Here is a 17,810-nt window from a genome sequence, read left to right on the forward strand (position 1 = left end):
GTTGTCGGACGTACTCTTGACAAAAAAATCCGGACAGCCGCGATTCTCGACAACATTCTCAAGACTGCCGCGGATTTCTCACAATATTCCCCAGACGTGCGCGCCTGAGAGCTTTGCACCTCCCGCTCGTCGGACCCTACGCCACCCTGGTTGCGTGTCAGCAGACGCTCGAGCAGGGTGGAGTTCGTCGCTGTTGAAGAAGCGAATCGGCGGACCATGTGCCGAAGCCGGGAGGACTTTTGCAGCGCAATGCGGCCGGACTTCGCGCCGCGAGTTGCCTCGGAACCAACATCGGTGTGTGGATCTGCCGCAGATTGCGCCGCTGTTTCCGCGATTTGGTGGCCTCGATCGCGAGCCAGGTCGCGAGCTTCTCGGCATAGGGATCGAGCTTGCTCGAGCTCGCCCGCTTGGGGTAGCGCGGCTCTTCGTCGCCGGCTCGCAGGTACTTCTTTACGGTGTTGCGAGACAGGCCTGTACGCCTGGCTATCTCGCGGATGGACATCTGCTCGCGCAGGGCCCAACGTCTGATGACACTCAATGTCGCCACGTCTATCACTCCTAGGATCCCCTGCTTTAAAAATGAGCAGGGTAGAGTTTTACGTGGGTCAGTCTTAGACGGAAATTACTGCGTTTAGAGGGTCAATTTTCGATGGCACTCAACACCCTAAGATCGGTTGCTCGCTCCGAGACAAGCTACCCGGCGACGGGCTCCGTAGGGCCGGGCAGGGCCTACCGAAGCACAAGCACAGGCAGCGCCGAATGCGTCAGCACATGCTGCGTCTCGCTGCCCAGCAGCAGGCGCTTGATGCCCTTGCGCCCATGCGAAGCCATCACGATCAGGTCGCTCTTGTGCTTCTTTGCCGCGGCGACAATCGACTCCGCCACCAGATCCGAATTGGCGGTCGCCGTCTTGACCCGCACGCCGCTCTGCTCGGCGCGCGCCTTCACCGTATCGAGCATGGTCCGTGCCTTTTCTGCCCACTGCTTCTCGATGCGGCCGATGTCCTCGGGCGAATAGGACATGGCACCGTCGAAATAGCTCTTCGGGTAGTGCGGCACCACGGTGAGCGCCACGAGGTCGGCATCGTGCTGGACGGCGAGTGCGATCGCACTGGTTACCGCCTTCTTCGAGAGCGCCGAGCCGTCGGTGGCGACGAGGATGCGTTTGAACATGAAAAGTCTCCGGGAGTCTGTGCCGCGAGCTTAGGCAGGCGAGGGGCCCGATGGTTGATGCAGATCAAAGAGCGCCATGGCGGCCGCCTTTAGCCTTGCCCGATGCAAGCTGCGCTCGCCTCGTTTTCTCCGCCCTCGTCGTCCATGCCTGCTTCCAATGAGGCGTGGCGGGTGCTGGACGATCCGGTCGAGTGGCCGACGTTCGGTCGTCTCATGGAGGGCGATGCGGCCACGGGGCGGTGGGAGTCCTGCGCCGCGGTGGAGGGCATGCATTGCGCCGCCTGCGCTTTCACGGTCGAAGCCGCCTTGCTGAAGGTGTCCGGCGTCCTCGAAGCGCAGGTCAATGCCGCGAGCCGGCGGGCCCGCGTGGTGTGGTCGGGCGCTACCACGCGTCCTTCATCCTGGTTCGAGGCTTCTGCCGCCGCCGGGTACCCGCTGGTGCCTGCTTCGAACAGTTCCGCGCGCGAACACCGTTCCCGGGAGCTGCGGCTCGCGCTCTGGCGCTGGCTGGTGTCGGGCTTCTGCATGATGCAGGTGATGATGTATGCCTACCCGGCCTACATCGCGCGGCCCGGCGAGATGACGGCGGACGCCGCGCAGCTGCTTCGCTGGGCCTCCTGGGTGCTGACGCTGCCCGTACTGTTCTTTTCCTGCGGCCCGTTCTTCCGTAGCGCATGGAGCGACCTGCGCCATGCGCGCATCGGCATGGATGTGCCGGTCGCCTTCGGCGTCGCCATCACCTTTGCGGTCAGTACCGCGGCCACTTTCGACGGCGCGGGCGCGCTGGGCCGCGAGGTGTATTTCGATTCGCTCACCATGTTCGTGTTCTTCCTGCTCACGGGCCGCTGGCTCGAGGCACGGTTGCGGGACCGCACCGCCGGATCGCTCGAGGCTGTGATGAACCGGCTGCCCGACAGCATCGAACGCCTCGATGCCGAGGGCGGCTGGCAGCGCGTGGCCGTTCGGCGCCTGGCCGCGGGCGACGTCGTGCGGGTGCACCCCGGCGAGGCTTTTCCGGCCGACGGCGTGCTGGTCGACGGCGGCACCAGCACCGACGAAGCATTGCTCACCGGCGAGTCGCGCCCGGTGCCGCGAGCCTGCGGCGAGCGCGTGCTCGCGGGGAGCCACAACCTTTCGGCCACGGTTCAGGTGCGCATCGAATCGGTGGGCGAGGGCACGCGCTTCGCGCAAATCGTGCGGCTGATGGAAAGCGCCGCGCTGAGCAAGCCGCGGCTGGCCCAGCTTGCCGACCGGATCGCCCGGCCGTTTCTCATCGTGGTGCTCGCATCGGCCGCCGGTGCCGCGGCTTTCTGGTGGCCCGTGGATTCGGGCAAGGCCCTGATGGTGGCGGTTGCGGTGCTGATCGTGACCTGCCCGTGCGCGCTCTCGCTTGCCACGCCGGCCGCCATGCTCACGAGTGCGGGTGCGCTGGCGCGTGGAGGCGTTCTGACGTCCAACCTGCAGGCGCTGGAGGCGTTGGCCGCGGTCGATACGGTGGTGTTCGACAAGACGGGCACGTTGACCGGTGGCACGCCACGGCTCGATCGCGCGTATTGCCGCCAGGGTTTGCGTCCCGGCGATGCGCTGGAGATAGGCGCAGCGCTCGGCGTGCACTCGCTCCATCCGGGTGCACGCGCGCTCGTGAACGCATGGAATGCCCCGTTTCGCTCGCCGCCCGCATGGAGCGTGACGCAGCCGGCTGAACTGGCGGGCCTCGGGCTCGAAGGCCTGCTGCGCCGCCATGCAAGCGCGGACGGCACCGCGCGGCGCGTGCGGCTCGGGTCCGCCAGCTATTGCGGCGTGGCGCCGCTGCAGGTCGATGCGCCGCAGGTGCACCTCTGCGACGAGCAGGGCTGGATTGCGAGCTTCGTGCTCGCCGAGGACTTGCGCCCGGACGCCGCAGCCGCGGTGGCCGCGCTGCAGGCGGAAGGAATCACGGTGCGCCTGCTTTCCGGCGATCGCGACAGCGCCGCCCGGGAAATCGCCGCGCGTGCCGGCATTGAATTCGCCCAGGGCGACTGCAAGCCCGAAGACAAGCTCGAGGTGCTCTGGCGGCTGCAGGCGGAGGGTCGGCAAGTCGCGATGGTGGGAGACGGCCTCAACGACGGTCCTTCGCTGGCGCGTGCGAATGCGTCTTTCGCCTTTGGAAACGCAGTGCCGCTCTCGCGTGCGCGGGCCGACTTCGTGGTGCTGGGCGATGCGCTCGCGGCCATTCCACGCACCATCGCGCAGGCGCGTCGAACGCTGCGCGTGGTGCGGCAGAACCTCGCATGGGCGGCCGGCTACAACGCCTTGTGCGTGCCGCTGGCCGTTGCGGGCTGGCTGCCTGCGTGGCTCGCGGGTCTCGGCATGGCCGTGAGTTCGCTGGTGGTGGTGCTCAACGCGGCGCGGCTCTCGGCGCCTCATGGCACGGCAGGCGGCAAGGCAGAGGGCAGGGCGGCCGGCTGATGGACATCCTTTTTCTCTTGATACCGCTGTCGGTCATGCTGGTGCTCGTCATCCTCGGCGGGCTGTGGTGGGCCATCGAGCGGGGGCAGTTCGAAGACGTCGAGATCGAAGGCGACCGGATCCTGCGCAACGATTGATCTGCATCAAACCCTCCGGGCGGGTGCCACGGGACACTGCCCGCAGTCCATCAAGAGGCAGCACGATGCAAGAACCCAATCCTCCCGTAGCGGTCTACGACGACACCGTCGTACGGCAGTTCGCCCTCATGTCCGTCGTTTGGGGTGTGGTCGGCATGCTCGTCGGCGTGATCATCGCCTCGCAGCTGACGTGGCCCGAGCTCAACCTCGGCATTCCATGGCTCGGCTACGGCCGCTTGCGGCCGCTGCACACCAACGCGGTGATCTTCGCGTTCGGCGGCTGCGCACTCATGGCCACCAGCTTCCACGTGGTGCAGCGCACCTGCCAGGTCCGGCTGTTCGCGCCGCGGCTCGCATCGTTCGTGTTCTGGGGCTGGCAGGCCGTGATCGTGGCCGCCGCCATCAGCCTGCCGCTGGGCTACACCACGGGCAAGGAGTATGCCGAACTCGAATGGCCCATCGACATCCTCATTGCGGTGGTGTGGGTGTCCTACGCGATCGTGTTCTTCGGCACCATCGGCGTTCGCAAGGTGCGCCACATCTACGTGGCCAACTGGTTCTTCGGCGCGTTCATCATCGCGGTGGCCTTGCTGCACATCGTCAACAGCGCCGAAATTCCGGCGGGCTGGATGAAGAGCTATTCGGCCTATGCAGGCGTGCAGGACGCCATGGTGCAGTGGTGGTACGGCCATAACGCTGTGGGCTTCTTCCTCACCGCTGGCTTCCTCGGAATGATGTACTACTACATCCCCAAGCAGGCCGGCCGGCCGGTGTATTCGTACCGGCTTTCCATCGTCCACTTCTGGGCGCTGATCTTCACCTACATGTGGGCCGGCCCGCATCACCTGCACTACACGGCGCTGCCGGATTGGACGCAGTCCCTGGGCATGGTGTTCTCGCTCATCCTGCTCGCGCCGAGCTGGGGCGGAATGATCAACGGCGTGATGACGCTCTCGGGCGCCTGGCACAAGCTGCGCACCGACCCGATCCTGCGCTTCCTGATCGTGGCACTGTCGTTCTACGGCATGGCGACCTTCGAGGGGCCGATGATGTCGATCAAGACCGTCAACGCCCTGAGCCACTACACCGACTGGACCGTCGGCCACGTGCATGCCGGCGCGCTCGGCTGGGTGGGCTTCATCACCATGGGGTCGCTCTACTACCTGATCCCGCGCATGTACGGCCGCACCGAGATGTACAGCGTGAAGGCCATCGAGGCCCACTTCTGGGTTGCCACCATCGGCATCGTTCTCTACATCGCGGCCATGTGGATCGCCGGCGTGATGCAGGGCCTGATGTGGCGCGCCATCAACCCCGACGGCACGCTCACCTACACCTTCGTCGAAAGCGTGAAGGCCACGTTCCCGTTCTACGTGGTGCGGCTGGTCGGCGGCCTTCTGTATCTCGGCGGAATGCTGGTGATGGCGTGGAACGTGTGGATGACTGTCATCTCCGGGCGCTCCGTGCGGGCGTCGATCCCGGCCATCGCCATCGCCCACGCCTGAGAAAGCACCCATGAACCCGAAAACCGAAACCAAGAGCGGCTTCACTCACGAGAAGGTGGAGACCAACAACCTGCTGATGATCGTGCTGATTCTCGTGGTCGTCGCCATCGGCGGGCTGGTCGAGATCGTGCCGCTGTTCTTCCAGAAGTCGACCACCGAACCTATCCAGGGCTTGAAGCCGCCCACGGCGCTGCAGCTCGCCGGCCGCGACGTGTACCTGCGCGAAGGTTGCTACAACTGCCATTCGCAGATGATCCGGCCGTTCCGCTCGGAGACGCTGCGCTACGGCCACTACTCGGTGGCGGGCGAGTTCGTCTACGACCACCCCTTTCAGTGGGGCAGCAAGCGCACCGGGCCCGACCTGCACCGCGTGGGCGGCAAGTACAGCGACGAGTGGCAGCGCATTCACCTGAACAACCCGCGCGACCTGGTGCCCGAATCGAACATGCCGGCCTATTCCTGGCTCGGCAAGACCCCGGTCGATGCCGAAGCCATTCCGCGCCGCATGCGCGCGCTGCGCCGTGTCGGCGTGCCGTACACGGACGAAGAAATCGCCAGTGCCACCGAAGAAGTCCGCGGCAAGACCGAGATGGATGCCACGGTGGCGTATCTGCAATCGCTGGGTCTCACGCTCAAGTAGGGAGCACCGAACCATGACCGACATCACCACCTTGCGCGTTGCCGCCACCGTTCTTTGCTTTGTGCTCTTCCTGGGCATCGTGGCCTGGGCTTATGCCCGCCGCAACACGGGCCGCTTCGAGGAAGTCGCCCACCTGCCGTTCGAGCAAGACTGAAGAAAAGAGAGGTCCACGATGAGCGATTTCGTCAATAACTTCTGGTCGAACTACATTGCGGCCGGCACGGTGCTGAGCATCCTCGGATGCATGCTGCTGCTGTGGCTCACGGCCCGCAAGCGCGTGCCGTCCGATGCGGATAACACGACCGGCCACGTCTGGGACGAGGACCTGCGTGAGGCCAACAACCCGTTGCCCATGTGGTGGATCGGGCTCTTCGTTCTGACCATCGTCTTTTCGGCTGGATACCTGGTGATCTTTCCGGGCCTGGGCAGCTTCAGCGGCCAGGCGAACTGGAGCACCGAGTCCGAGTACGGCGCCGAAGTGGCCAAGGCCAACAAGGCATTGGCGCCCGTGTATGCCGCGTACGACAACATGCCCGCGGAAGACATCGCCCGCATCCCGAAGGCCATGGCCATCGGCGAGCGCCTGTTCATGAACAACTGCTCGCAATGCCATGGCTCCGACGCGCGAGGCAGCAAGGGCTTTCCGAACCTGACCGACAAGGACTGGCTGCACGGCGGCACGCCCGAGAAGATTGCAGAGAGCATCACCAAGGGGCGCATCGGTGTGATGCCGCCGATGGCGGCGGCAGTCGGCACGCAGGACGACGTGAAGAACCTGGCGAACTACGTGTTGAGCCTTTCGGGCGAGCCGCACGACTCGGTGCGCGCGGGGCTGGGCAAGTCGAAGTTCACGGCCTGCGCCGCTTGCCACGGCATCGGCGGTGTCGGCAACCAGGCGGTAGGGGCGCCCAACCTCAGCGACAAGGTCTGGCTCCACGGCTATGGCGAGACGGCCATCGTGCAGCTCATCAACGCCGGCAAGCACAGTGCAATGCCTGCGCAGGAAGGCCGGCTGACCGAGGCGCAGATCAAGCTGCTCGCCGCCTATGTCTGGGGGTTCTCCAACGCGCCCGTCTCGGGGCCCTGACGCCGGTCGCATCATGGATTCATCCGTACCTGCGAGCCCGGCCTCCCGCAAGATCATTCCCATTGTTCCGGCCGGCGCCGACTCGGTAGGCCTGTACGAGGCCACGAAGAAGATCTATCCGCGCAGCGTTCGCGGCATGTTCGCCCGCTGGCGCTGGGCGATGGTCTTCCTCACCCAGCTGGTGTTCTACGGCATGCCATGGGCGCAGTGGGGCGAGCGGCAACTGGTGCTGTTCGACCTGGCCGCGCGGCGCTTCTACATCTTCGGCCTGGTGCTGTATCCGCAAGACCTGATCTATCTCTCGGGCCTGCTGGTGGTCAGCGCGCTGGCACTCTTCCTCTTCACGGCCGTGGCCGGACGGTTGTGGTGCGGCTTTGCCTGCCCGCAGACCGTCTACACCGAAATCTTCATGTGGGTGGAGCACAAGATCGAGGGCAACCGCACCGCGCGCATGCGGCTCGATGCCGGATCGATGTCGCTCGAGAAGCTGGTGAAGAAGTGGTTCAAGCACCTGGTGTGGATCGGCATCGCGCTGTGGACCGGCTTCACCTTCGTGGGCTACTTCACGCCCATCCGGGAGCTGGGCATGGCGTTCCTGCAGACCCGCATGGGCTCGTGGGAGGTGTTCTGGGTTTTCTTCTACGGCTTTGCGACCTACGGCAACGCGGGCTTCATGCGCGAGCAGGTGTGCAAGTACATGTGCCCGTATGCGCGCTTCCAGAGCGCGATGTTCGACCGCGACACGCTCATCGTCACCTACGACCCGAAGCGGGGCGAGCCGCGTGCACCGAGGCGCAAGGGCGTCGACCCGCGCAGCATGGCGCTGGGCGATTGCATCGACTGCGGGCTGTGCGTGCAGGTGTGCCCGACCGGCATCGACATCCGCCAGGGGCTGCAATACGAATGCATAGGCTGCGGCGTCTGTGTCGACGCGTGCGACACGGTGATGCAGAAGATGTCCTATGCGCCGCGGCTGATCCGCTACGACACGCAGAACGGCATGGAGGCCGGCTGGTCGCGCCGCCAGCTGTTGCGCCGCGTGCTGCGTCCGCGCGTGCTGGTCTACACCGCCGTTCTGGCGCTGCTGGTGGCGGGACTGCTCGCGAGCCTGGTCGTGCGCACGCCTTTGAAGGTCGACGTGGTGCGCGACCGTGCATCGCTCGCCCGCATCGTCGAAGGCGGCCGGCTCGAGAACGTCTACCGGCTCCAGATCATGAATGCCACCGAGGAGCCGCGCCACTACCGCATTGCCGCGCACGGCATCGAGGGGCTGAGCGTTTCGCCCGACGAGCGCGTGACGGTCGGGCCGGCCCAGTCGCGCTGGGTTGCCGTGCGGCTGCAGGTGCCCTACGGCGCGGTTCCGGCCGGTTCGCACACGGTGCACTTCGACATCCGGGAAGAGGGCGGCGGGGTTCAGGTGTCGGAAAAAGCGGCTTTCCTGGTGCCGCGCTGAAGGAAACGAAATGAACACGACAAAGAACGAACTGCCGACGCCGGAAGATCGGTGGTGGCGGCATCCGCTGCTCTGGATGGTGATTGCCGGGCCGGCGCTGGTGGTGGTCGCGAGCTTCGTGACCTTCTGGTACGCATGGCAAAGCCCCGACTCGCTGGTGGCGGAAGACTATTACCGCCGGGGCGTCGAGATCAACAAGACCCTGGCGGACAAGAAGCTGATGCCCGCGCTCGCCGGGCGGAACCATGCGGCAACGCCGGCCGAAGCCGTGCCGCCGCCGCGCCGCGAGGCCGCACCATGAGCGGGCCCCGCCGGCCGATCAGCATTCTGTGGCCCGCTTTCCTGCTGGCCTGCGCTCTCGAGATCCTGGTGTTCGCGCTGGTCGATCCGTCCGATCTGCATTGGGGCGGCGAAGCGCTTCGCATGTCGCGCCTGGGCGTCTACACCGTAGCCTTCTTTATCTTCTGGGGCATGGCGGCAGCGTCGAGCGCGTTCACCGCGCTGCTGGCCAAGCCGACGTCGCGCGAACTTTCCGAGCATCCGCAATGACCACGACTCCCACCGCTTTCATCCACGACCCCGTCGTTTCCGATGCCGCACCCTTGTCCGCCGCCGTGCTGCGGCAGTTCGATGTTGCCGGTCCGCGCTATACCTCGTACCCCACGGCCGACCGCTTCGTCGAAGCCTTCGGCGCGGACGACTATGCGTCGGCGCTTCGCGACCGGTGCGATACGAACGCTTCGGCGACGCCGCTTTCGCTCTACGTGCACATTCCGTTCTGCGAGTCGCTGTGCTACTACTGCGCGTGCAACAAGGTCGTGACGCGGCACCACGAGAGGGCCACCCAGTACCTGGCCTACCTGGCCCGCGAAACCCGGCTCCAGGCCGCGCAGCTCAGGCGCCGCGCCACCGTGAGCCAGCTGCACCTGGGTGGCGGCACGCCCACCTTCCTCAATGACACGGAGCTGAGCGAGCTTCTCGCCATGCTGCGCGAAACCTTCGATTTTCTTCCCGGCGGCGAGCAGTCCATCGAGATCGATCCGCGCACGGTCGACGCGGCACGGCTCGCGCACCTGGCGGCGCTGGGTTTCAACCGGCTGAGCTTCGGCGTGCAGGACTTCGATCCCGACGTGCAGAAGGCCGTGCACCGCATCCAGCCCGCGCACCAGGTTTTCGGATTGATGGCCGATGCGCGGGCGCTGGGCTTCACGTCGATCAACGTCGACCTGATCTACGGACTGCCGCGCCAGAACGACGCGTCATTCGGGCGCACGATGACGCAGGTCTGCAAGCTCCGGCCCGACCGCATTGCGCTTTACGCCTACGCCCATCTGCCCGAACGCTTCAAGCCGCAGCGGCGCATTGCCGCGGAGGAACTGCCTGATGCCGCGACGCGGGTTCGGATGCTCTCCAGCGCAATTGCGACGCTCACCGCCGCGGGCTATGTCTACATCGGCATGGACCACTTCGCATTGCCCGATGACCCGCTCGCCGTGGCCAAGCGGCAAGGGCTGCTGCAGCGCGACTTCCAGGGCTACAGCACGCAGCCCGAGGGCGACCTCGTGGCGCTGGGGGTTTCCGCCATCGGACGTATCGGCCCCACCTACAGCCAGAATGCCAAGACCCTGGAGATGTACTACGACCTCCTCGACCAGGGCCGTCTTCCGGTGGTTCGCGGCATTGCGCTCTCGCGCGACGATGTTGTGCGGCGCGCGGTCATCATGGCGGTGATGTGCAAGGGGCGCGTCGGTTTCGACGCCGCGGGCGAAGCACACGGTATCGATTTCCGGCACTACTTCGCTGCCGAGCTCGCGGCGCTCGGACCGCTCGCCGCGCAGGGCCTGGTGCGCGTCAGCGACCACGACATCGAAGTGACTCCGCAGGGCTGGTTCGTGGTGCGCGCCATCGCGATGGTGTTCGACCGCTATTGCCGCGAAAACCGCACCCGCTTTTCGCGCGTGGTCTGACCATGCAGACAGCGCTCGCCGGTGCTGCGTTGCTGATGGGCCTGGCCGGCGGCCCGCACTGCGTGGCCATGTGCGGCGCGGCTTCTGCCGCCGTGATCCGCATCGTGCCGGCTCCTGTCCTGGCGGGAGCCCGCCCGGTAGGCGGCGCGGCATTGGCGGCGCAGGCGGCTTTCCACATCGGCCGCATCGCAAGCTACGCCGTGGCCGGCGTCGTTGCGGCGGCGAGCGTGAACAGCCTGGCGGAGGCCGGCACCCAGGTCGCCGCGCTCAAGCCGCTTTGGATGCTGCTGCACGTGTTCGTCTTCGCCTGGGGTGCAATGCTGGCGGTCGCGGGCCGGCAGCCGGTGTGGGCGCAGCGCATCGGCCGCACGCTGGAAGCCCGTCTCCGTCCACTCGCCGCAAGCACGGCTTGGGGCGTCCTGGCGACCGGCGCGCTCTGGGTGGCAATGCCCTGTGGGCTGCTCTATTCGGCGCTGTTGCTGGCCAGCCTGGGCAATGGGCCGCTGCAGGGCGGGCTGGCGATGCTGCTCTTCGCCATCGGCAGCGGCCTCTCCCTGGTGCTGGCGCCCTGGCTTTGGCAGCGGCTGCGCTGGAGCGGAGCCGGCGGTGCCCGGGCTTGGGGGGCGCGGCTGGCCGGCACCTTGCTCGCGGCCGTGGCGCTGCAGGCGCTCTGGTCGGACCTCAGCCACCAGATCGAGATCTGGTGCCGCTGAGCGGCGATCCGCCCGGTTTGATGCTGCGCAAGGCCGACGCCGCCCGTCAGGCCTAAGGTCTGCGCATACGCCCATCATCCCCCGAAGGAGCTTTCATGCAGACCCCGAAATCGATCCTCTTGCATCTCGACAGCTCGGACCGCACGGCCCCGCGCATCGAGCTGGCGCGCCGCCTGGCCGATGCGTTCGATGCGCAGGTGACCGGTATGCCGTGCACCATGTCGGCACTTATGCGCTATCCCTTCGCGCTGGACGGTGCTGCCGAAGCCATCGCGATCATGCGAGAGAGCGACAAGGCCGCGCGAGACAGGATGTACGCCAGCTTCACGGCCCACGCGGCGGGCTCGCCTCGCATGCACTGGACCGAACCGGAAAGCGATGCACCATGGGGTTTCTCCCGCCATGCGCTGTACGCCGACTTGGTAATTCTGGGTCAGCGAAATCCCGAAGATCCCATGGCCTCCGAACTACCCGTGGACTTCCTGCCGGACCTGCTGGTGGAAAGCGGGCGCCCTGCGCTGGTGCTGCCCTACGCGGGCCGGCTGGAGCCGGTCGGCCGCACCGTCCTGGTGGCGTGGAAAGAAACGCCCGAGGCCGCGCGCGCCGTATCGGCCTCGCTGCCCTGGCTGCGCACCGCCTCGCGCGTGCACGCGGCCAGCTACGGCGAGGACGCCGAAGCATCGCTGAAGAAACTGCAGCACTATCTTGCCGCGCAGGGCATTGCCGATGTCTCGCTGCATGCGGAAGGCCGCGAAGACGGCGATGCCGGCAACAAGCTACTGTCGATGGCGGCCGACCTGGGCGCAGACCTGCTCGTAATGGGTTGCTATGGCCACAGCCGTGCGCGAGAGTGGATCCTGGGCGGCGCCACGCGGACCATTCTCGAGACCATGACTCTGCCGGTGCTGCTGTCGCATTGAGGGCGAGCCGCCACACACACAGACGTACCGATATAGAGGAGGCGTCATGCGCATCGATTTCCTGGGCGGCACCGGCACCGTGACCGGTTCCAAGTACCTGCTGACGCACGAGGGCCGGCGGCTGCTGGTGGACTGCGGGCTGTTCCAGGGCCTGAAGCAGCTGCGGCTGCGCAACTGGGACGCGCTGCCTTTCGACGCCTCGGCCATCGATGCCGTGCTGCTGACCCATGCCCATATGGACCACAGCGGCTTTGTGCCCCGGCTGGTGAAGCTCGGCTTCAAGGGCAAGGTGTATTGCACCGCTGCCACCCGCGAGCTATGCGAACTGCTGCTGCCCGATTCCGGCCGGCTGCAGGAAGAAGAGACCGACTTTGCCAACCGGCACGGATTTTCGAAACACAAGCCCGCGCTGCCGCTCTACACCGAGCAGGACGCGCGAGCCGCGCTGAAACGGTTCGAATGCGTTTCGTTCGACGACGAATGCTCACCGTGGCCCGGCTGGTCATGGCAGTTGATCCGTGCCGGCCACATCCTCGGTGCGGCCAGCCTGCGCGTTGCATGGGACGAAGGCAGCATCCTTTTCTCCGGCGACCTGGGCCGCAGCGACGACCAGGTGATGAGGCCGCCGCAAGAGGCCGCCCCGGCGGACTACGTGGCGGTGGAGTCCACCTATGGCAATCGCCTGCACCTGGCGTCCGACACGCTCGCCGAGTTGGCGAGCGTGATCAACCGCACGGCCGCGCGCGGCGGGGTGCTGGTGGTGCCGGCCTTCGCCGTGGGGCGGGCGCAAACGCTGCTGCATTGCATCCAGACGCTCAAGCGAGAAGGGCGCATACCGGACATGCCGGTCTACCTCAACAGCCCGATGGCCGCGGATGCCACGCGTCTCTACAAGGCGCACCTCGACGAGCACCGCATGAGCGCCGAACAATGCGCGGAGATGAGCGGACGGACGATCATCGTCAACACGATCGAAGAATCCAAGCGCCTGAACAGCCTGAGCTATCCATCGATCATCGTGTCGGCCAGCGGCATGGCGACCGGCGGCCGCGTGCTGCATCACCTGAAGGCCTATGCGCCCGATGCAAGAAACACGATTCTGTTCGCGGGCTTCCAGGCCGCGGGCACGCGCGGGGCGACGCTGGTGGGCGGCGCGGATGCGGTGAAGATCCATGGCACTTACGTGCCCGTCCGGGCCGAAGTGGCGAACCTTGAAACCCTCTCCGCCCACGCAGACCGCGAGCAGCTGCTGGCATGGCTCTCGTCGCAGAAATCACCGCGTCGCGTGTTCGTGACGCATGGCGAGCCCGTGGCCGCCGACGCGCTGAGGCTGGCCATCGAGGAGCGCTACGGATGGCCCTGCACCGTGCCTGACTACCGCGAGTCGCGAGAGTTGTGAGGCATGGCGGCCGCCGCCACCACGGGGACTTCTCGCGGCAGCTAGGACCGTGCCGCCAGCACCCGGGCCAGGGCGCGCGCCAGGTCGGCGCGCGAGTAGGGCTTGCGAAGCAGCTCCCAGCTTTGCGGTACATCCCGGTCGGCATCGAGCAGCTCCGACGAAAAACCCGACATGAGGAGAATGGCGAGCCCGGGGAAACGTTGCTGCGCCTCGGTCGCGAGCCGGGTTCCGCGCATGCCCGGGCCGAGCGCGATGTCGCTCAGCAGCACGTCGAACGTCTCTGCATCCGATTCCATGCTCAAAAGGGCTTGTTCGGCCGTACCCGCTGTCACCACGCTGCAGCCGAGCGTGGCGAGAAACGTGTGAACGACATTGCGCACCTCGGGGTCGTCCTCGACCAGCATGACCCGCAGCCCCGCAGGAATCGCCTCTTCGCCGTCTTCTTCATCCGCAGCCGGAGGCGCCGCAGCGTACAGCTGCGGGAGGTAAAGCGTCAGGGTTGTGCCCGCGCCCGGACGCGTCGCGATGGCAATGGCGCCTTTCGACTGTTTCACGAAGCCGTACACCGTGCTCAGGCCCAACCCGGTGCCCCGGCCCACCTCCTTGGTCGTGAAGAAGGGCTCGAACGCGCGTTCCTTCACTTCCTCCGTCATTCCCATTCCGCTGTCGGTGATGGAAATGGCGACGAAGCCGCCGTGCGCATCGCCATTGCTCAGTTCATTGCGCACTTCCGGCGGAAGCCCGCCGCAGGCTTCGGTGCGGAAGTGCAGCGTGCCGCCCTCCGGCATCGCATCGCGTGCATTGATGGCAATGTTGAGCAAGGCCGATTCCAGTTGCCCGGGGTCGGCGAGTACGGGCGGGCATCCGGGTGTGGTGTCGATCGTGATGCCGATGCGCTGGTCGAGCGTGCGCCGCAGCATGTCGGCCAGGGATTGCAGCAGCGCATGCGTGTCCACCGAGTCGGGCTGCAGCATCTGCCGGCGGGAGAAGGCCAGCAGCTTGCCCGTGAGTTCGGCGCCGCGCCGCGAAGCCCGTGCCGCGGCGCCCACCAGTTGCTGGGCGTACCCGTCCTGGGCGATGGCGGGCAGCTCTTCCAGCACCTGCAGGTTGCCCTGGATGACGGTGAGCAGGTTGTTGAAATCATGCGCGATGCCGCCGGTGAGCTGACCGACGCTTTCGAGCCGCTGTGCGTGGTTGAGTGCCTCTTCGGTCTGCACCCGCTGCAGGCTCGTGGCCAGCAGATTGGAAAGCGACTCGAGGAACCGGAGTTCCTCGTCGCCGAAGCGCTTGGCCTCGCGCGAGCGTACCGTCAGCACGCCGATGAACCGGCCCCGGTCATAGAAGGGCACGGCCAGCGCACTGACCAGCCCGGCATCGAGGTAAGCCTGCGGCACGGCGAAACGGCGCTCTTCGCCGTAGTCGGACACCACCACCGGCTGTCCCTCGGCGAACACGAAACCGGGCGGTGTGTTCGCGTGGCTGGGAATGCGCGTGCCGATTTCTTCACCGGGCACCAGGCCCACGCCGCTCGCGACGCGGAATTCGAGCCGGCTGTTTTCCAGCAGCAGCACCATGGCCACCTGGACCTCCAGCGCTTCCGCGGCGATCGTGGGCACATGGTTGAGCACCACCTGCAGATCGCGCGTGTCCACGGCCAGGCGGCCCAACTGCGCAAGATAGTCGCTATAGCGCGCGCGCTGCAGCGCCTGCTTCACGCGCGGGTAGGCGCCAATGTCGCGGATGGCGGCAACCACGAACGGCAGGCCCTGGTTCTGCAGCGGGCTGAGCGCGATCTCGACCATCACCTCGCTGCCGTCCTTGCGCTTGGCGACGAGTTCCATCTGCGTGCCCATGGGTCTCGGGCGAGGAGCCCGGCCATAGGCCTCGCGATAGGAGGCATGGCGCGGCCGGATGCTGTCGGGCACCAGAACGTCCACATTCAGGCCTACCAGTTCGTCGACCGCGTAGCCCAGCAGATTGGCTGCCGAGGGGTTGGCCAGCACAATGCCGCCCGCCTGGTCGACGAGCAGCAGCGCATCGGGATAGGCAATGAAGAGCGAACGGAAGACGCTGCTCTCTTCAATGCCCGAAGGCAGCCCGGGCAACGCGGCGATGAGCGGGGAAGAGGGCGTTTTCATGGGGTCAACCGCGCGTGACGGACGGAACCAGGATGTAGCCCGCGCCCCGCACCGCCTTGATGATTTGCGGATCGTCCGCGTCGGCTTCAATTTTCTTGCGCAGCCTGCCGACCTGCACGTCGATGGTGCGATCGAAGGGTGCGGCTTCGCGTCCGCGCGTCTTTTCGAGCAAAAAGTCGCGCGAGAGCACGCGCCCCGGATGCTGCGCAAATGCGGACAACAGATCGAATTCACCGCCGGTGAGCGGCACGTCCTGCCCCTGCGGGTTCGTCAGGCTCCGCGCCGCAAGATCAAGCTGCCAACCGGCGAAACGGAGCCGCTCGGAAGTGCCTGGTGCGGACGAGGCGGGCGCGGCCGCCGGGACAGCGGAAACATCGTCGGGCGAAAGGCGCCGGAGCACGGCCTTGACCCGCGCCACGAGCTCGCGCAGGTCGAACGGTTTCGTTACGTAGTCGTCCGCACCCACCTCGAGGCCGACGACCTTGTCCACCGCATCGCCGCGGCCGGTGACGATGACAAGCCCACAGCGCCAGTTTTCGCGCATGCGGCGGGCAATGGAAAAACCGTCCTCGCCGGGCAAGCCCAGGTCGAGCAGCACGAGGTCGGCCGGGTCGCTGCCCATCAGCGTCATGAGGGAGGGGCCGTCGTGCAACTGGGTCACGCGAAAGCCGTGGCTTTGAAGGTAGTTGGCCAGCAGCTGCGTGATGTCGACCTCGTCATCGAGGACCGCGATGTGAAATGCGGATTTCATTCAGAAAACTTGGATGGGGGCGCAGATGTCATTGGCGTTGTTGACCGGACAAGCGTAGCACGCACGCCGTGGCAAGGCATGCTTTTTGTGCTCCGTCGTGGCACGGAGGGGCGAGCGCCGGCCCTGAAGACCACCGCCAAAACCGCCGCACCGAGTTCAGGGGCCCGGCAACGCGGCGCTTTCCACGGTTTCGTTCGCAGAAGAACCAGCCGTGGTCAGCTTGTTGACGATCATGGCGATGCCTTCCGCGCGGCGCACGGCACGTTCGACCGCCGCCTTCAGGTCCTCGCTGGCCAATTGGCCGTGCAGGGTGACCACGCCGTCCTTCACCCGCACGTCGACGTCGCATCCAAATACCGCAGGGTCCCAGTTAAGCTGGGCGAAGACCTCGTGCCTGAGTTGAATATCGGGGTTCATTTTCGACCTTTCGGAAAACCGAGACTCTTTACTCCGCATCGGCGATCCGCATTACGACGCGGCCCTCGATCCGGCCCTGCCGCATGCGGTCCAGCACCTCGTTGATGTTGTCGAGACGGTCTTCGGTGCAGACGGCTCGCACCTTGCCCTCGCCGGCGAATTCCAGTGCCTCCTGCAGGTCCTTGCGCGTACCGACTATCGAGCCCCGCACCGTCTTGGCGTTGAGCACCATGTCGAAGATCGGCAACGCAAAGTCGCCCGGCGGCAGGCCGACCAGCGCCATGGTGCCGCGCTTGTGCAGCATGCCCAGCGCCTGGCCGAAGGCGCTGCGCGACACCGCCGTGACCAGCACGCCGTGCGCACCGCGCAACGTGCGCTGCAGTTCAGCCACCGGATCCTGCGTGGTGGCGTTGATGACCATGTCCGCGCCGAGCGCCTTCGCCAGCTGGAGTTGCCCGTCGTGGATGTCGACGCCCACCACGTGAAAGCCCATGGCCTTTGCGTACTGCACGGCAAGATGCCCGAGGCCTCCCACGCCCGATATCACCACCCAGTCGCCCGGTTTGCAGTCGAGCATCTTCAAGCCCTTGTAGACCGTGACGCCCGCACACAGTACGGGCGCGATCTCGGTGAAGCGCACGTTCGCGGGCAGCCGCCCGATGTAGCCGGGGTCGGCCAGAACGTATTCGGCATAACCGCCGTTCACGGTGTAGCCGGTCATCTGCTGGTGGTCGCACAGCGTTTCCCAGCCGGTGATGCAATGTTCGCAATGCCCGCAGGCCGTATGCAGCCAGGGCACTCCCACGCGGTCGCCTTCCTTCACGTCCTTGACGCTGGCGCCCACCGCCGCGACGAAGCCGACGCCCTCGTGTCCCGGAATGAAGGGCAGGGTGGGTTTCACCGGCCAGTCGCCGTCGGCGGCGTGCAGGTCGGTGTGGCATACGCCCGATGCGACCACCTTCACCAGCACCTGGCCGGGCACGACATCGGGAACGGCGACTTCCTCGATCTGAAGCGGGCGCCCGAATTCCCGTACGACGGCAGCCTTCATGGTTTGCATGG

At 66.3% G+C, this 17,810-nt stretch carries 18 protein-coding genes and 1 pseudogene; 13 read left to right on the plus strand and 6 right to left on the minus strand.

The genetic code is table 11. The annotated features are described in order from the left end of the window. Window positions 1-289: 289 nt before the first annotated feature. Both L1081_RS31420 and L1081_RS31425 read right to left on the minus strand, forming a co-directional pair. Window positions 290-556, minus strand: a pseudogene (locus L1081_RS31420) (helix-turn-helix domain-containing protein); the annotation flags it as partial. Between the two features lie 173 nt (window positions 557-729). Beyond that, the gene (locus L1081_RS31425; protein ID WP_489417386.1) at window positions 730-1,173 is read right to left on the minus strand and encodes a universal stress protein; all 444 of its coding nucleotides are present in this window, start codon (window positions 1,171-1,173) and stop codon (window positions 730-732) included. A gap of 102 nt (window positions 1,174-1,275) precedes the next feature. On the opposite strand from L1081_RS31425, the gene L1081_RS31430 reads away from it, so the two are divergent. From L1081_RS31430 to L1081_RS31490, 13 genes are all read left to right on the plus strand, one after another. Beyond that, window positions 1,276-3,621, plus strand: a complete 2,346-nt coding sequence (locus L1081_RS31430; RefSeq protein WP_489417387.1) for a heavy metal translocating P-type ATPase — start codon at window positions 1,276-1,278, stop codon at window positions 3,619-3,621. Then, window positions 3,621-3,758: a cbb3-type cytochrome oxidase assembly protein CcoS gene (ccoS, locus tag L1081_RS31435; protein ID WP_489417388.1), complete on the plus strand. Its 138-nt coding sequence runs from the start codon at window positions 3,621-3,623 to the stop codon at window positions 3,756-3,758. The genes L1081_RS31430 and ccoS overlap by 1 nt, the downstream gene beginning before the upstream one ends. A gap of 65 nt (window positions 3,759-3,823) precedes the next feature. Continuing rightward, complete coding sequence (gene ccoN / locus L1081_RS31440) at window positions 3,824-5,263, plus strand: cytochrome-c oxidase, cbb3-type subunit I (protein WP_489417389.1); 1,440 nt, start codon at window positions 3,824-3,826, stop codon at window positions 5,261-5,263. 10 nt (window positions 5,264-5,273) lie between these two features. Next, the gene (gene ccoO, locus L1081_RS31445) at window positions 5,274-5,903 is read left to right on the plus strand and encodes a cytochrome-c oxidase, cbb3-type subunit II (RefSeq protein ID WP_489417390.1); all 630 of its coding nucleotides are present in this window, start codon (window positions 5,274-5,276) and stop codon (window positions 5,901-5,903) included. A gap of 13 nt (window positions 5,904-5,916) precedes the next feature. Further along, window positions 5,917-6,057: a CcoQ/FixQ family Cbb3-type cytochrome c oxidase assembly chaperone gene (locus tag L1081_RS31450; protein ID WP_489417391.1), complete on the plus strand. Its 141-nt coding sequence runs from the start codon at window positions 5,917-5,919 to the stop codon at window positions 6,055-6,057. 18 nt (window positions 6,058-6,075) lie between these two features. Next, complete coding sequence (gene ccoP / locus L1081_RS31455; RefSeq protein ID WP_489417392.1) at window positions 6,076-6,990, plus strand: cytochrome-c oxidase, cbb3-type subunit III; 915 nt, start codon at window positions 6,076-6,078, stop codon at window positions 6,988-6,990. A 13-nt stretch (window positions 6,991-7,003) separates the two neighbouring features. Then, on the plus strand, window positions 7,004-8,443 hold the full coding sequence (ccoG, locus tag L1081_RS31460; protein WP_489417393.1) for a cytochrome c oxidase accessory protein CcoG: 1,440 nt from the start codon (window positions 7,004-7,006) through the stop codon (window positions 8,441-8,443). 10 nt (window positions 8,444-8,453) lie between these two features. Next, the gene (locus L1081_RS31465) at window positions 8,454-8,744 is read left to right on the plus strand and encodes a FixH family protein (RefSeq protein WP_489417394.1); all 291 of its coding nucleotides are present in this window, start codon (window positions 8,454-8,456) and stop codon (window positions 8,742-8,744) included. Then, window positions 8,741-8,992: a hypothetical protein gene (locus L1081_RS31470; RefSeq protein ID WP_489417395.1), complete on the plus strand. Its 252-nt coding sequence runs from the start codon at window positions 8,741-8,743 to the stop codon at window positions 8,990-8,992. The genes L1081_RS31465 and L1081_RS31470 overlap by 4 nt, the downstream gene beginning before the upstream one ends. Continuing rightward, complete coding sequence (hemN, locus tag L1081_RS31475; protein WP_489417396.1) at window positions 8,989-10,410, plus strand: oxygen-independent coproporphyrinogen III oxidase; 1,422 nt, start codon at window positions 8,989-8,991, stop codon at window positions 10,408-10,410. The genes L1081_RS31470 and hemN overlap by 4 nt, the downstream gene beginning before the upstream one ends. A gap of 2 nt (window positions 10,411-10,412) precedes the next feature. Then, a complete protein-coding gene (locus L1081_RS31480; protein ID WP_489417397.1) occupies window positions 10,413-11,123 on the plus strand; it encodes an urease accessory protein UreH domain-containing protein in 711 nt (236 codons plus the stop codon). 95 nt (window positions 11,124-11,218) lie between these two features. Then, the gene (locus tag L1081_RS31485; protein ID WP_489417398.1) at window positions 11,219-12,043 is read left to right on the plus strand and encodes a universal stress protein; all 825 of its coding nucleotides are present in this window, start codon (window positions 11,219-11,221) and stop codon (window positions 12,041-12,043) included. Between the two features lie 46 nt (window positions 12,044-12,089). Beyond that, the gene (locus L1081_RS31490; RefSeq protein WP_489417399.1) at window positions 12,090-13,442 is read left to right on the plus strand and encodes an MBL fold metallo-hydrolase RNA specificity domain-containing protein; all 1,353 of its coding nucleotides are present in this window, start codon (window positions 12,090-12,092) and stop codon (window positions 13,440-13,442) included. Between the two features lie 41 nt (window positions 13,443-13,483). Here L1081_RS31490 and L1081_RS31495 read toward each other — a convergent pair whose 3' ends face one another. The 4 genes from L1081_RS31495 to adhP form a co-directional block, all read right to left on the minus strand. Next, a complete protein-coding gene (locus L1081_RS31495; RefSeq protein ID WP_489417400.1) occupies window positions 13,484-15,580 on the minus strand; it encodes a PAS domain S-box protein in 2,097 nt (698 codons plus the stop codon). Window positions 15,581-15,584: 4 nt separating this feature from the next. After that, window positions 15,585-16,331, minus strand: coding sequence for a winged helix-turn-helix domain-containing protein (locus L1081_RS31500; RefSeq protein ID WP_489417401.1), 747 nt, complete (start codon window positions 16,329-16,331; stop codon window positions 15,585-15,587). A gap of 156 nt (window positions 16,332-16,487) precedes the next feature. Next, window positions 16,488-16,748: a BON domain-containing protein gene (locus L1081_RS31505; RefSeq protein ID WP_489417402.1), complete on the minus strand. Its 261-nt coding sequence runs from the start codon at window positions 16,746-16,748 to the stop codon at window positions 16,488-16,490. Between the two features lie 28 nt (window positions 16,749-16,776). Beyond that, window positions 16,777-17,808: an alcohol dehydrogenase AdhP gene (gene adhP, locus L1081_RS31510; RefSeq protein ID WP_489417403.1), complete on the minus strand. Its 1,032-nt coding sequence runs from the start codon at window positions 17,806-17,808 to the stop codon at window positions 16,777-16,779. Window positions 17,809-17,810: the final 2 nt, after the last annotated feature.

The organism is Variovorax sp. MSC1_012, assembly GCF_023667525.1.
Taxonomy (GTDB): domain Bacteria; phylum Pseudomonadota; class Gammaproteobacteria; order Burkholderiales; family Burkholderiaceae_C; genus Variovorax; species Variovorax beijingensis_B.

What these genes read in the sequence shown, in the direction of transcription:
- L1081_RS31425 (WP_489417386.1), bottom strand. Translation starts at nt 1,173, where the DNA reads ATGTTCAAACGCATCCTCGTCGCCACCGACGGCTCGGCGCTCTCGAAG.
- L1081_RS31430 (WP_489417387.1), top strand. Translation starts at nt 1,276, where the DNA reads ATGCAAGCTGCGCTCGCCTCGTTTTCTCCGCCCTCGTCGTCCATGCCT.
- ccoS (WP_489417388.1), top strand. Translation starts at nt 3,621, where the DNA reads ATGGACATCCTTTTTCTCTTGATACCGCTGTCGGTCATGCTGGTGCTC.
- ccoN (WP_489417389.1), top strand. Translation starts at nt 3,824, where the DNA reads ATGCAAGAACCCAATCCTCCCGTAGCGGTCTACGACGACACCGTCGTA.
- ccoO (WP_489417390.1), top strand. Translation starts at nt 5,274, where the DNA reads ATGAACCCGAAAACCGAAACCAAGAGCGGCTTCACTCACGAGAAGGTG.
- L1081_RS31450 (WP_489417391.1), top strand. Translation starts at nt 5,917, where the DNA reads ATGACCGACATCACCACCTTGCGCGTTGCCGCCACCGTTCTTTGCTTT.
- ccoP (WP_489417392.1), top strand. Translation starts at nt 6,076, where the DNA reads ATGAGCGATTTCGTCAATAACTTCTGGTCGAACTACATTGCGGCCGGC.
- ccoG (WP_489417393.1), top strand. Translation starts at nt 7,004, where the DNA reads ATGGATTCATCCGTACCTGCGAGCCCGGCCTCCCGCAAGATCATTCCC.
- L1081_RS31465 (WP_489417394.1), top strand. Translation starts at nt 8,454, where the DNA reads ATGAACACGACAAAGAACGAACTGCCGACGCCGGAAGATCGGTGGTGG.
- L1081_RS31470 (WP_489417395.1), top strand. Translation starts at nt 8,741, where the DNA reads ATGAGCGGGCCCCGCCGGCCGATCAGCATTCTGTGGCCCGCTTTCCTG.
- hemN (WP_489417396.1), top strand. Translation starts at nt 8,989, where the DNA reads ATGACCACGACTCCCACCGCTTTCATCCACGACCCCGTCGTTTCCGAT.
- L1081_RS31480 (WP_489417397.1), top strand. Translation starts at nt 10,413, where the DNA reads ATGCAGACAGCGCTCGCCGGTGCTGCGTTGCTGATGGGCCTGGCCGGC.
- L1081_RS31485 (WP_489417398.1), top strand. Translation starts at nt 11,219, where the DNA reads ATGCAGACCCCGAAATCGATCCTCTTGCATCTCGACAGCTCGGACCGC.
- L1081_RS31490 (WP_489417399.1), top strand. Translation starts at nt 12,090, where the DNA reads ATGCGCATCGATTTCCTGGGCGGCACCGGCACCGTGACCGGTTCCAAG.
- L1081_RS31495 (WP_489417400.1), bottom strand. Translation starts at nt 15,580, where the DNA reads ATGAAAACGCCCTCTTCCCCGCTCATCGCCGCGTTGCCCGGGCTGCCT.
- L1081_RS31500 (WP_489417401.1), bottom strand. Translation starts at nt 16,331, where the DNA reads ATGAAATCCGCATTTCACATCGCGGTCCTCGATGACGAGGTCGACATC.
- L1081_RS31505 (WP_489417402.1), bottom strand. Translation starts at nt 16,748, where the DNA reads ATGAACCCCGATATTCAACTCAGGCACGAGGTCTTCGCCCAGCTTAAC.
- adhP (WP_489417403.1), bottom strand. Translation starts at nt 17,808, where the DNA reads ATGCAAACCATGAAGGCTGCCGTCGTACGGGAATTCGGGCGCCCGCTT.